General features: G+C 66.5%; 17 protein-coding genes and 3 tRNA genes. 5 read left to right on the forward strand and 15 right to left on the reverse strand.

What is annotated here, in order from left to right; all coding sequences use genetic code 11:
- Positions 1 to 14: 14 nt before the first annotated feature.
- From rplK to G6N47_RS03490, 11 genes are all read right to left on the reverse strand, one after another.
- Positions 15 to 443, reverse strand: a complete 429-nt coding sequence (gene rplK / locus G6N47_RS03440) for a 50S ribosomal protein L11 (RefSeq protein WP_045377452.1) — start codon at positions 441 to 443, stop codon at positions 15 to 17.
- Positions 444 to 464: 21 nt separating this feature from the next.
- On the reverse strand, positions 465 to 1,181 hold the full coding sequence (nusG, locus tag G6N47_RS03445) for a transcription termination/antitermination protein NusG (protein ID WP_083130199.1): 717 nt from the start codon (positions 1,179 to 1,181) through the stop codon (positions 465 to 467).
- Between the two features lie 31 nt (positions 1,182 to 1,212).
- Positions 1,213 to 1,635, reverse strand: coding sequence for a preprotein translocase subunit SecE (gene secE, locus G6N47_RS03450; protein ID WP_083130200.1), 423 nt, complete (start codon positions 1,633 to 1,635; stop codon positions 1,213 to 1,215).
- Positions 1,636 to 1,699: 64 nt separating this feature from the next.
- Positions 1,700 to 1,772, reverse strand: a tRNA-Trp gene (locus G6N47_RS03455).
- A gap of 133 nt (positions 1,773 to 1,905) precedes the next feature.
- The gene (gene hadC, locus G6N47_RS03460) at positions 1,906 to 2,406 is read right to left on the reverse strand and encodes a (3R)-hydroxyacyl-ACP dehydratase subunit HadC (protein WP_083130201.1); all 501 of its coding nucleotides are present in this window, start codon (positions 2,404 to 2,406) and stop codon (positions 1,906 to 1,908) included.
- A gap of 2 nt (positions 2,407 to 2,408) precedes the next feature.
- Positions 2,409 to 2,837 carry a (3R)-hydroxyacyl-ACP dehydratase subunit HadB gene (gene hadB, locus G6N47_RS03465; RefSeq protein ID WP_083130202.1) on the reverse strand — a complete coding sequence of 143 codons (429 nt, stop codon included), beginning with the start codon at positions 2,835 to 2,837 and terminating at the stop codon, positions 2,409 to 2,411.
- Entirely contained in the window at positions 2,824 to 3,300 is a 477-nt protein-coding gene (gene hadA / locus G6N47_RS03470) for a (3R)-hydroxyacyl-ACP dehydratase subunit HadA (protein ID WP_083130203.1), read from the reverse strand. Before hadA ends, hadB begins: the two co-directional genes overlap by 14 nt.
- Positions 3,301 to 3,312: 12 nt before the next feature.
- A complete protein-coding gene (rpmG, locus tag G6N47_RS03475) occupies positions 3,313 to 3,480 on the reverse strand; it encodes a 50S ribosomal protein L33 (RefSeq protein WP_003898538.1) in 168 nt (55 codons plus the stop codon).
- A 35-nt stretch (positions 3,481 to 3,515) separates the two neighbouring features.
- Positions 3,516 to 3,589 (reverse strand) — tRNA-Met (locus tag G6N47_RS03480).
- Positions 3,590 to 3,604: 15 nt separating this feature from the next.
- Positions 3,605 to 3,677, reverse strand: a tRNA-Thr gene (locus tag G6N47_RS03485).
- Positions 3,678 to 3,791: 114 nt separating this feature from the next.
- On the reverse strand, positions 3,792 to 4,010 hold the full coding sequence (locus G6N47_RS03490; RefSeq protein WP_083130204.1) for a type II toxin-antitoxin system VapB family antitoxin: 219 nt from the start codon (positions 4,008 to 4,010) through the stop codon (positions 3,792 to 3,794).
- A gap of 104 nt (positions 4,011 to 4,114) precedes the next feature.
- On the opposite strand from G6N47_RS03490, the gene G6N47_RS03495 reads away from it, so the two are divergent.
- The 5 genes from G6N47_RS03495 to G6N47_RS03515 all read left to right on the forward strand — a co-directional run bounded on the left by G6N47_RS03495 (position 4,115) and on the right by G6N47_RS03515 (position 9,356).
- A complete protein-coding gene (locus G6N47_RS03495; RefSeq protein WP_083130205.1) occupies positions 4,115 to 4,831 on the forward strand; it encodes an MBL fold metallo-hydrolase in 717 nt (238 codons plus the stop codon).
- A gap of 61 nt (positions 4,832 to 4,892) precedes the next feature.
- Entirely contained in the window at positions 4,893 to 5,720 is an 828-nt protein-coding gene (locus tag G6N47_RS03500) for a hypothetical protein (protein ID WP_083130206.1), read from the forward strand.
- A 26-nt stretch (positions 5,721 to 5,746) separates the two neighbouring features.
- Positions 5,747 to 6,442 carry a crotonase/enoyl-CoA hydratase family protein gene (locus G6N47_RS03505; RefSeq protein WP_083130207.1) on the forward strand — a complete coding sequence of 232 codons (696 nt, stop codon included), beginning with the start codon at positions 5,747 to 5,749 and terminating at the stop codon, positions 6,440 to 6,442.
- A gap of 92 nt (positions 6,443 to 6,534) precedes the next feature.
- Positions 6,535 to 8,880: a molybdopterin oxidoreductase family protein gene (locus G6N47_RS03510; RefSeq protein WP_083130208.1), complete on the forward strand. Its 2,346-nt coding sequence runs from the start codon at positions 6,535 to 6,537 to the stop codon at positions 8,878 to 8,880.
- Positions 8,877 to 9,356 (forward strand): hypothetical protein, encoded by a 480-nt coding sequence (locus G6N47_RS03515; protein WP_083130209.1) that lies wholly within the window; start codon positions 8,877 to 8,879, stop codon positions 9,354 to 9,356. Before G6N47_RS03510 ends, G6N47_RS03515 begins: the two co-directional genes overlap by 4 nt.
- Here G6N47_RS03515 and G6N47_RS03520 read toward each other — a convergent pair.
- Genes G6N47_RS03520 through G6N47_RS03535 form a run of 4 tightly spaced genes read right to left on the reverse strand, consistent with a single transcriptional unit; the run spans position 9,353 to position 12,092 of the window.
- Positions 9,353 to 10,348: a patatin-like phospholipase family protein gene (locus tag G6N47_RS03520; RefSeq protein ID WP_083130210.1), complete on the reverse strand. Its 996-nt coding sequence runs from the start codon at positions 10,346 to 10,348 to the stop codon at positions 9,353 to 9,355. The genes G6N47_RS03515 and G6N47_RS03520 overlap by 4 nt on opposite strands.
- A complete protein-coding gene (cynS, locus tag G6N47_RS03525) occupies positions 10,349 to 10,804 on the reverse strand; it encodes a cyanase (protein ID WP_443677615.1) in 456 nt (151 codons plus the stop codon).
- 17 nt (positions 10,805 to 10,821) lie between these two features.
- Positions 10,822 to 11,571: a class I SAM-dependent methyltransferase gene (locus G6N47_RS03530; protein WP_083130512.1), complete on the reverse strand. Its 750-nt coding sequence runs from the start codon at positions 11,569 to 11,571 to the stop codon at positions 10,822 to 10,824.
- Positions 11,572 to 11,576: 5 nt separating this feature from the next.
- Positions 11,577 to 12,092: a nitroreductase family protein gene (locus tag G6N47_RS03535; protein ID WP_083130212.1), complete on the reverse strand. Its 516-nt coding sequence runs from the start codon at positions 12,090 to 12,092 to the stop codon at positions 11,577 to 11,579.
- Positions 12,093 to 12,106 lie beyond the last annotated feature (14 nt).

A 12,106-nucleotide genomic window follows, 5' to 3' on the forward strand; every position in this document is an offset into this window, starting at 1 on the left:
CCCACTCGGTCGAATTACTCGACCGTGATACCCATCGATCGGGCGGTGCCGGCGATGATCTTGGCGCCGGCCTCGATGTCGTTGGCGTTCAGGTCGGCCTTCTTGGTCTCGGCGATCTCGCGGACCTGGTCCCAGGTGACCTTGGCGACCTTGTTCTTGTGCGGCTCGGAGGAGCCCTTGCCCACACCCGCGGCCTTCAAAAGCAGCTTGGCGGCCGGCGGCGTCTTCAGCGCGAACGTGAAGCTGCGGTCCTCGTAGACCGTGATCTCCACCGGGATCACGTTGCCGCGCTGGTTTTCCGTCGCCGCGTTGTAGGCCTTGCAGAACTCCATGATGTTGACGCCGTGCTGGCCGAGCGCCGGACCGACCGGCGGCGCGGGGTTGGCCTGCCCGGCCTCGATCTGGAGCTTGATCAGCCCGACGACCTTCTTCTTCGGGGCCATGAGGTGAAGGGTCCTTTCGTGTTAGATCTTGGAGACCTGGTTAAAGGTCAGTTCGACAGGTGTTTCGCGGCCGAAGATGGACACCAGCACCTTGAGCTTCTGTTGTTCGGCGTTGACCTCGCTGATCGAGGCCGGCAGCGTAGCGAACGGCCCGTCCATGACGGTGACCGATTCGCCGACTTCGTAGTCGACCTCGACCGGAGCCCGTTCCAGCCCGCCCTCGGCCGGAGCGGCCGCGGCCGCCGCACCCTTGGCGGGTTTCTTCGCCGCGCCCTGCGGCAGCAGGAACTTCACCACGTCGTCCAGCGACAGCGGCGACGGGCGCGACGTGGCTCCGACGAATCCGGTCACGCCCGGGGTGTTGCGCACCGCGGCCCACGACTCGTCGGTCAGGTCCATGCGCACCAGGATGTAGCCCGGCAGCACCTTGCGGTTGACCTGCTTGCGCTGGCCGTTCTTGATCTCGGTGACCTCTTCGGTGGGCACTTCCACCTGGAAGATGTAGTCGCCGACATCCAGGTTCTGCACACGGGTCTCGAGGTTGGCTTTGACCTTGTTCTCGTAGCCGGCGTAGGAGTGGATGACGTACCAGTCGCCGGGCTTGGTGCGCAGCTCCGCTTTCAGCGCAGCGGCGGGGTCGACCTCTTCGGCCGGCTCTTCAGGGGCAGCGGCCTCCGGGCTGGTCTCCTCTACGTCGACCGTTTCACCCGTGGGCGTATCGCCCTCGAAGGTAGTCACGGGTTCAGTCCTTCCTATAACTTCTGCTCGCTCAGCGATTGCCGAACGCGAGCATCACCAGCTTGGCCAGGCCGAAGTCGGTCAGCCCGATCAGCGCCACCATGAAAACCAGGAACGCCAGCACCACCGAGGTGTAGGTGATCATCTGCTTGCGGTTCGGCCAGATCACCTTGCGCAGCTCGGCGACGACCTGCTTCAGGTAGTTGTAGACGTAGACGAACGGGTTGGGGCCTCGCGACTCCCCGGCCTTCTTGGCCTTCTTCGCCTTCTTGGTCTTGTCGGCCTCGTCCCCGGTGAGCTCGATCGCCCCCGAGGTCTCCTCGGCCTCCGCACGCTGACGGGACCGCTTGCCGGTGGGGCGTTGCGGTCGCGTCACCACAGCCGTCCGCCCGCCGCGCTGTCCCTCGGTCTCGTTGGCGTCGGCTGCGTCGGCAACGTCGCGCTCGTCGCTCACCGCATGCTCCTTAAGTTCGACTAGGTGGTCGCCTTCCAGTGTCCACCATCTCCGGCTCCCTCAGCAGGGGCGACAGGACTTGAACCTGCAACCTGCGGTTTTGGAGACCGCTGCTCTGCCAATTGAGCTACGCCCCTTCGCCGGTTGGCAGGCCAACCCGCACGGGGCTTCACATGACGCGCGCATCCGCCTGGTCAAAGCCCGAAAGCGTGCTGATGATGGGAAAACCCCGAGGTCCGAGTGTACATCGGCGCCGCGGCTAGGTACTAATCACGCGGTCCTGACGACCTGCCCGGACTCCATGTCCCACTTGAGCGCAACCGAGTCGGTGGCCTCGGTGCCCATCATCGTGGTGTAGGCCTCCAACACCACCTCGCCGGCGTCGTTGGTACAGATGTTCCTGGTGACCACGATGTCGGCGCCGAACCGCTCGTCGACGGACTGGATCTCCATCCGGGCGTGCAGCACCTCGCCGTCCAGAATCGGCTTGTGATAGATGAACTTCTGGTCGACCTGGACAATGTTCATCGTCTCGTACCCGGTATCGACGCTGCGCATGAAGTCGCTCTGGACCAGCTTGGCGAAGATCGTCGCGAACGTCAGCGGCGCGACCAGTCCGCCATAGCCCAGTTCGGCGGCCGCCTTGTCGTCCAGGCAGGCCGGGTCGTCGGCCTTGATCGCTTTAGCGAATTCCCGGATCTTCTCTCGACTGACCACGTAGGTGTCGGGATACTCCCACACCATGCCGCGGATGTCGGTCTTGATCGCCATGACTAGGCCAACTTCGCTGACGCGATCGCGCGGCCGAAGATCTTCTTGCCGCCGGTAGTGGCCGTCAACGCGATCGTCACCGTCTTGCTGTCGGGATCGAGCGACTTCACCTTGCCGCCGAACACGATCTCGGCGCCCTTGCCGTCGTTGGGCACCGGCACCACGGCGGTGAACCGCACGTTGTACTCGGTCACCGCCCCGGGGTCGCCGACCCATGAGGTGACGTAGCCGCCGCCCAGGCCCATGGTCAGCATGCCGTGCGCAATAGCGGTGTCCAGACCCACCGCCTTGGCGATCTCGTCGTCCCAGTGAATCGGGTTGAGGTCGCCCGAGACGCCGGCATAGTTCACCAGATCCTGGCGGGTCAGCGGGTAGACCTTCTCGGGAAGCTGGTCACCCACCTTGACCGAATCGAACTCACGCAGTGGCATCGCTGAAACCCTCTTCTCCTTCGCCGGCACGACCCGCCAGGGTCGTGTAGGTCTCCTGTACTACTTCGCCTGCTTCGTTGGTGACGATGTTCTTGGTCACGATGATGTCGGTGCCGTGCGCCCGTCGCACCGAGTCCACGTGCACGTCGCAGTAGAGCTTGTCGCCGACCCGGATCGGTTTCAGGAACTTCAGCACCTGGTCGACCTGCACGATCTGCGCGTCGTTGGTCGCGATGTTGGCGTGCTCGAAGAATGCCGCCTGCGCGGTGTAGCCGAACACCGAGATGAACGTCAGTGGCGCCACCAGGCCGTCGTAGCCGAGTTCCAGGGCCGCCTTTTCCTCGAAGAACGCCGGGTGGTCGTTTTTGACGGCGACTGCGTACTCCCGGATCTTCTCCCGCTCGACTTCGTAATGGTCGGGGTAGCGGTAGTGCTTCCCGACGATCTTGTCGCCCAAGGACACTGCTGCCAGAACCTAACGGGTTTCGCGGTGCGCCTGATGCTTGCCGCAGTTGGGGCAGAATTTCTTCAGCTCCAGCCGGTCGGGGTCGTTGCGGCGGTTCTTCTTGGTGATGTAGTTGCGGTGCTTGCACACCTCGCACGCCAAAGTGATCTTCGGCCGTACGTCGGTACTGGAGGCCACGTCAGTTCTCTTTCAGGAGTCTCGATGTTGTCTTGTAGCGATGGCCGGACTCGAACCGGCGACCTAACGATTATGAGTCGTTCGCTCTAACCGACTGAGCTACATCGCCTCGGGGTGTCCGCCGAGCCCCCTAACGGAATCGAACCGTTGACCTTTTCCTTACCATGGAAACGCTCTGCCGACTGAGCTAAGGGGGCGCTCACCCGTAGCGACCAGGTCGGGTCGTGCCGCGGGCCTAAAAGAGGGTACAGCCCGCGCCGCGACGCGGCCAAACCGCGTGGCGGGCACGCGGGCGCGTCGCGCGACCAGGATCAGCCGGTGCGCCCGTATCGGCGGGGATCCAAGACACCGAGGTCGAACGGGTCTACCTCGTCCGCGGTGTCTGGCGAAGGTTCCGCGGGGTCAGAACCGTTGACGAGCATCCGAAGCGCAAGATTGACCGCTTCCCGGGCACTTCGAAGGTGATACCGATGTATCACCTCGTCGACCAGGGTCTGATCAACCTCGATCTCAACCGTGGCAAACGACATAATCCAACGATACCCAGTCGGACAGCACGTCAACCAGCAAAATCCGGGCCAAAGCCGCAGGCAGGCGCCGTGGGCCAGCACACCGCACGTCGTAGTCTGGGGGCGTGCCTGACTCGGACCGCTTGTACTTTCGGCAACTGCTTTCCGGTCGCGATTTCGCCCCCGGCGACATGTTCGCGACCCAGATGCGCAACTTCGCCTACCTGATCGGCGACCGCCAGACCGGCGACGCCGTCGTGGTCGACCCCGCCTACGCGGCCGGCGATCTGCTCGACGCGCTCGAGGCCGACGGCATGCACCTGTCCGGGGTGCTGGTCACCCATCACCACCCGGACCATGTCGGCGGCTCGATGATGGGCTTCGAGCTCAAAGGCCTGGCCGAGCTGCTGGAACGGACCAGCGTTCCCGTGCACGTGAATTCCCATGAGGCACAGTGGGTTTCACGAGTGACCGGGATCTCTATGGGAGACCTGACGGCACACCAGCACGGCGATGTGGTCAGCGTCGGCGACATCGACATCGAGCTGCTGCACACCCCCGGCCACACGCCGGGCAGCCAGTGCTTTTTGCTCGACGGCCGGCTGGTCGCCGGCGACACGCTGTTCCTGGAAGGCTGCGGGCGCACCGACTTTCCCGGCGGCGACTCCGACGAGATGTATCGCAGCCTGCAGCAGCTCGCGCAGCTTCCCGGTGACCCGACGGTGTTTCCCGGGCACTGGTATTCGGCCGAGCCCAGCGCGTCGCTCTCAGAGGTCAAACGCACCAACTACGTGTACCGGCCCGCGAACATCGACCAGTGGCGCATGCTGATGGGCGGCTGAGCGGGCCTTTAAGATCGCACCAACGTAGGACCACGGCGGCCAAGGCGGAGGGTGGATTCTCTTGAGCTGGATCCAGGACCGCTGGCATGAGCTGATCACGGCGGGGTCGACGACGTGGCTGGCGCTGGGCACGTGGGCCGTGCTGGCGGTCGGGGTGTTCGCGCTCTTCTGGGCCAATCGGCAGGTCCGGCGCAACCGCGAGCTGTCCATCGAAGAGACCCGCCCGCACGTCGGCATGTTCATGGAGCCGCACGCCGCGGATTGGCACGTGATGGAACTGGTGGTGCGCAACTTCGGCAAGACCGCCGCCTACCACATCCGCTTCGCGTTTCCGCACCCGCCCACCGTCGCCGCCTACGAACACACCTCCGACGGCTACGCGGACGTCGTCGAGCTGCACCTGCCCGACGAGCTGGCGACGCTGGCGCCCAACCAGGAGTGGCGCACGGTGTGGGATTCGGCGATCGAGCGCGCCGAGCTCGGCGACGAGATCGAGTCGCGTTTCACCGGCATGGTGACCTACTACGACCGCCCCGACGACCGGCCGCGCTGGAAGTTCTGGCGACCCGCCCGGCGCCGCTTCGAGACCGCGGTGGTGCTGGATTGGGGTGCGCTGCCGCCGGTTCAGCGGGTCGAGCTGATGTCCAGCCACGACTTGGCCAAGCGGGAAAAGCAGAAGCTGGAACTGCTGCGCGGTGTGCTGAGGTACTTCCACTACGCCAGCACCGAGCCCCGCCCCGATGTGTTCCGCAGCGAGATCGACCGGATCAACCGCGCGGCGGACGAAACCCAGGAACGGTGGCGCGCCCGCCAGCAGCTCGACGACCCGACCGACGTCCATCTGCGCTGGGGCCACACTGAGGAGACGGTCGGTAAGCACCGGGTCTGAGTCGCGCCGTGGTTCAATCGACTCCCATGGGCAGCCCGGTCAGCTATCGCCACGACGAATCCATCGCAGTCATCACGATGGACGACGGCAAGGTCAACGCGTTGGGCCCTGCCATGCAGCAGGCGCTGAACGAGGCGCTCGACAACGCCGACCGCGACGACGTCGGCGCCGTGGTGATCACCGGCAACGACCGGGTGTTTTCCGGCGGGTTCGACCTGAAGATCCTGACGTCCGGCGAAGCGCAGCCCGCGATCGACATGCTCAAGGGCGGATTCGAGCTGAGCCACCGGCTGCTGTCCTACCCCAAGCCGGTGGTGATGGCCTGCACGGGCCACGCGATCGCGATGGGCGCGTTCCTGTTGTCCAGCGGCGACCACCGGGTGGCCGCGCCGGCCTACAACATTCAGGCCAACGAGGTCGCGATCGGCATGACGATTCCCTACGCGGCGCTGGAGATCATGAAGCTGCGGCTCACCCCGTCGGCGTATCAGCAAGCCGCCGGGCTGGCCAAGACGTTCTTCGGCGAAACCGCCCTCGCCGCGGGCTTTATCGACGAGATCGTGTTGCCCGACATGGTGCGCGACCGCGCCGTGGAAGCCGCCCGCGAGTTCGCCGGTCTGAACCAGAAAGCCCACGCCGCGACGAAGTTGCGGACCAGGGCCGACGCATTGGCCGGCATCCGCGCCGGAATCGACGGCATGGCAGCCGAGTTCGGGTTGTAGGTCCATCGGCGACGACCCGCCGCGCCCGGCTACGTCGCGCTTGCGATCGTCGCGCGACGTTTCGGAATGCCCAGGTCGGGTACGCCTCGGGCATGGCCGCGCCGGATCCGATCGCACAGCCGTGGGGGCTGCGAACCCCGTATCAGCCCGGCCAGCCGTGGCCGCAGCGCGTCGACCACTTTCTTGCCGACGGCATCACGCCCGAGTCGGTGGACCGCTGGGCGCAGTCCGCGGCGGTGTTGCATTCCAACGGCGACGGCCTGGACATCGCGGTCAAGGACGGGCGCATCGTGGGGGTGCGCGGCCGCGGCGTCGACCGGGTCAACCACGGCCGGCTCGATCCCAAGGACATGTTCGGCTGGCAGGCCAACGCGTCGGCCGACCGGCTTACCACGCCGTTCGTGCGCGACGGCGGCCGGCTGCGCCCGTGTGATTGGGACACCGCGATGGACCGCATCGTGCGGCGCAGCCGCGAACTGCTCGACGGCCACGGCCCCAGTTCGATCGGCTTCTACACGTCGGGCCAGCTGTTCCTCGAGGAGTACTACACCCAGGGGGTCATCGCGCACGGCGCGATCGGCACCAACCACGTCGACGGCAACACCCGGCTGTGCACCGCGACGGCCGCCGAGGCGCTGAAGGAATCGTTCGGGTGCGACGGGCAGCCCGGCTCCTACACCGACGTCGACCACGCCGATGTCATCGCGTTGTTCGGGCACAACGTCGCCGAGACGCAGACGGTGTTGTGGATGCGCATGTTGGACCGGCTGGCCGGCGACGAGCCGCCGGCGATCGTCTGCGTCGACCCGCGGCGCACCCCGGTGGCTCTGCACGCCACCGTGCATCTGGCCCCGCTGCCGGGCACCAACGTGGCGTTGATGAACGGCCTGCTGCACGAGATCATCACGCACGACTGGGTCGACCATTCGTATATCGACGCGCACACAATCGGTTTCGACGAGCTCCGTAAGCGGGTGTGCGAGTTCCCGCCGGAGCGGGTCGCCGAGATCTGCGGAGTCGACATCGACGACATCCGCGAGGCCGCCCGGCTGATCGGCACCGCAAAGCGGCTGCTCTCGACGGTGCTGCAGGGTTTCTACCAGTCGCACCAGGCCACCGCGGCGGCGGTGCAGGTCAACAACATTCACCTGATCCGGGGCATGCTCGGCAAGCCGGGCTGCGGGGTGTTGCAGATGAACGGCCAGCCCACCGCGGAGAACACCCGGGAATGCGGCGCCGACGGGGACCTGGCCGGTTTCCGCAACTGGGCCAACGGTGACCACATCGCCGAGCTGGCACGGCTGTGGAACCTTGAGCCGCAACAGATTCCGCATTACGCGCCGCCCACCCACGCGATGCAGATCTTCCGCTTCGCCGAGGAGGGCACGCTGCGGATGCTGTGGGTGACGGCGACCAACCCGGCGGTGTCCATGCCGGAGCTGGCCCGCATCCGCGACATCCTGACGGACCGGCGGCTGTTCTTGGTCGTCGAGGACATCTTCATGACCGAGACCGCGGAGCTGGCCGACGTCGTGCTGCCCGCGGCGGCCTGGGGCGAGAAGACCGGCACCTTCACCAACGCCGACCGCACCGTGCACTTGTCCGAAAAGGCCGTCGAGCCACCGGGTTCGGCGCGGTCGGACCTCGATATCTTTCTGGACTACGCGCGGCGGATGGACTTCCGCGACAAGGACGGGCGGCCGTTCCCGCCGTGGACCGACCCCGAGTCGGCGTTCGAGGCGTGGAAGGAGTGCAGCGCCGGCCGGCCCTGCGACTATACTGGGCTGAGCTACGCGAAGTTGCGCGGCGGCAGCGGCGTCCAATGGCCCTGCAACGCAGAGAGTCCCGACGGCACCGAGCGGCTCTACGGCGACGCCGCATTCTGGGCGCATCCGGACTACTGCGAGTCCTACGGCAAGGACATGGTCACCGGCGCGCCGCTGGAGCCCAGCGAGTACCGGGCGATGAACCCCTCCGGCAAGGCGATCATTAAAGCGGCGCAATACCTTCCGCCGCATGAACCGCCGACGTCGACCCACCCGTTCACGCTGATCACCGGCCGCACCCTGTATCATTTCCACACCCGCACCAAAACGGCTCGGGCGCCGCAACTTCAGCGCGCCGCACCCGAGGTGTGGGTGGAGGTCGCGGAGCGCGACGCCCGACGGCTCGGCATCCAGGACGGCGACGTCGTCGAGGTGCGCACCCCGCGCGGCAGCGTCCGCTGTGCGGCCCGCATCGGCGGTATCCGAGACGGGGTGCTGTTCGTGCCGTTCCACTACGGCTATTGGGACGCTCGCGACCGTCGCGGGCACCACCGGGCCGGTAACGAGCTCACACTCACCGATTGGGATCCGGTGTCCAAGCAGCCGATCTTCAAAACCGCGGCAGCGCAACTGATGCCGGTCGCGGCGAAAGTCCTGGCAGGTCAATCGTGAAAATCAAGCTGGCGCTTCGGCAGCTGCACCGCTCGGAACGCAAACTGGCCCACGAGCTCAACGTGATGGCCGCGCGGCATCGCAGCGACCAGGACATCTTCCACCTCGCCCACGACCTGGCCGGCTGGTCGCAGAGTCATCTCGAGGAGTTGGCCACGCATGGCCGCCACTACGGTGTGCGGCTCAACAGCGATCCGCGCACCGGCGCGCTGACCGGTTTCCTGCAGTCCCGGATGAGCGGCATGTTGCGCAAGCGCCCCGAACCGGGCCTGATGCTGCTCGCGGACCTGCGACGCATCCACCGCATGGCCGCCGCGACCTCGGTGGACTGGGTGGTGCTGGGGCAGGCCGCGCAGGCCACCAAAGACGAAGAGCTGCTTGACCTTACGACGCGCTGCCATCCGGAGACGCTCCGGCAGATGCGGTGGGCCAACGGCATGCTCAAGGAGCTCTCGCCGCAAGTGTTGACGAGCTAAGACCGTCGATAGCTTTCCCGATACTGCGTCCAGTTCCAGGTGGACAGGAACGCCTGCGCCGCCTCGTAGCCTTTTTGGTAGAGCGCTTCCATTTGTTCACGGGAGATGTCGAAGTCGAGGAAGCCGACGTCGGTGGAGTCGACCCGGATCGCCCGGGCGCTGACCCACGGCTGGTTGAGGTAGGCCTGATCGCGGCCGACGATCATCGTGGTGAGCAGATCCTCGAGCAGGGTCGGCCCGCCGAACCAGTGCAACGGCGCCAGGGCGGGGATCACTTTGTCGTTGCCCTGCGGCAGATTCGGCAACACGGTGACGCCGATCGTGGGCCAGCGCGGCGGTTTGCCATCGGGCCGGTCGAACGAGTCGATCGGGAAGTTCGACAGCATTCCGCCGTCGACCAGAGTGGACGTCAGGCCGCTGGCGCTGGTGAGTTTCACGGTGCGGAAGAAGAACGGAATCGACATCGACGCCCGCACGGCGTCGGCGACCTGTTGCTCGTCCGGGTCCAACCCGTAGAGCCGGCGGTAATCCCATGGCAGCCGCACCAATTGGCCCGTGGTCACGTCGGCGACGGTCACCACCAGCCGGTAGCGCCGCTCCGGCAGCACGTAGTCGTCGTCGATGGCCAGGTCCCCGAAGGTGCTGACGCCCAGGTTCTTCAGCTCCGAGCGGATCCACTCGTGCGCGAAATCGCCCTTGTAGATGCCTTGTTCGCTGAGCAGACCCCAGGCCGGGCCCAGTAGCGGGATTCGTTCGATCGGCCCGGGGTCGAGGAACTTGCGGTACGGCAGCGTCATCGTGAGGTGCCGGACATCTTCCGGGGTCAGCTGGTCGTGGCCGGCTGCCAGGATGGCGCCGACGATCGAGCCGGCCGATGTACCTGAGACGCGCGGGATTTCGTAGCCGGCCTCCATCAATGCGACGACGGCGCCGACCAGGCCGATGCCTTTGACGCCGCCGCCGGACAGCACCAGATCCGTCTTGGTGACCATTCAGTCCTCTCCGGAAACCCAGTCGTAGGGAAGGAATTTCCCGTCGAACGTGACCACCACCCGATCGCCGGTCGGGTGTGGTTTCTTCTGCAGGTCGACGCTGAAGTTGATGGCGCTCATGATCCCGTCGCCGAACTGCTCGTGGATCAGCTCCTTGAGCGCCGGCCCGTAAACCTGGAGGGCTTCGTAGAACCGGTAGATCGTCGGGTCGGTGGGCACCGCGGTGGGCAGGCCGCCGCGCATCGGTGCGGCGGCCAGCACCGCGACCGCCGACTCGTCGAGCCCCAGCATGTCGACGAGCACCTTGCCCAGCTCGGCGGGAATCGGATGCTGGCCGAGCAGCGCCGAGGTGGTCCACACCACCGGCCGGTCGATGGCGTCGGCCAGCTCCTGCCAGCTCAACCCTTTGGCCAATCGCGCGACGACGATCTGTTCGGTGATCTCGTTTCTGGTCATGGCTACCAGCATGCCCCCTAGCCGGGCTTGGTGGCGGTCACCAGACGTGTGGCCGCCCACGGTCCGCCGTACCACATCCGCCATCCGAGGTTGCGGCGTTGTACATCCGGCCAGCCCAGCCGGCGCAACTCGGCTGCATGCTGCCGGGTCTCCCAGAGGTCCGCGATCGCAAGCCGCCCGCCCGGGCGCAGCACCCGAACCGCCTCGCGCAGCGCTCGACGGCGGCCCTCGCGGCTCGGAATGTTGTGAATCGCAAGGCTACTCACGACCGCGTCGACGCTGTCGTCGTCGAATGGCAGCGCGGTCATGTCGGCGGTGCGCACCTCGATGCGATCGCCCACCTTCTCCAGGTCCGCGTTTTTCAGCGTGGCCGACGGCGAGTTGTCGGTCTGGTCGGGGCGCCACAGGTCGATTCCGATCACGCGGCCGCGCGGCAGCCGCTTGGCCGCGGCGACCAGCACGGCGCCGCGGCCGCAGCCCATGTCGAGCACGGTTTCGTCGCCCTGCAGCCGCAGCCCGTCGAGGATCCGGTCCCACACCACGAACTTGCCGGTCCGCGTCGCATAGAGGTAAAGCGTTGTGTGGGCGGCGATTCCAAGGCCGCCGGCGCCGGCCAGCGCTGCTTTACGCCGCTTTCCCTTCGCCCAGCTGACGGCGGCCCACAGCGACAGCGCGGCGGCCTGGACGGCCAGAGCACCGAACTGCGCGCCGGCCGGGATCGTCTTGAACGATCCGTCGATTCCGTAGTCGCCCTTGTGCTGGTGCATCGCGGTCACCAGCGGCCCTGGTGGACGACCTCGGCGAACGGCCGCCTCTTGGGCTGGCGGATCGGGGCGAGCGGGCGATCGGCCGGATAGCCGATACCGAGCAGGTAGGCCACCAGGTAATCGTCGGGCACGCCGAGGATGCTGCGCGCTTTGTCCTGATCGCCCACCGACGAATGCCCGGTGCCGATGCCGAGGTCGGTGGCCGCGAGCATCATCGCCATGGTGGCCTGACCGACGTCGTACTGGTCGGTGACCTTGCGGCGTTCGCTGGGCGGCTCCGGCACCACCAGGGCGATCGCGGCCGCGGCCGAGGCGATATGGCCGGCGCCCTGCCACACCGTGGAAAGGTCCTGCAGCTGAGTCCGATCGGTGACAATCACGAAGTCCCACGGCTGGCGGTTCTTCGCCGACGGCGCCCGCCATCCGGCCTCGGCGATCCGGTTCAGGTCGGCTTCGGACACCGGCTCCGGCCGATACTGGCGCACGTTGCGCCGAGCGCGAATCGCATCCCAGGTTTCCATCTCAATCGCTCCCT

The organism is Mycobacterium branderi, from assembly GCF_010728725.1.
GTDB classification, from domain to species: domain Bacteria; phylum Actinomycetota; class Actinomycetes; order Mycobacteriales; family Mycobacteriaceae; genus Mycobacterium; species Mycobacterium branderi.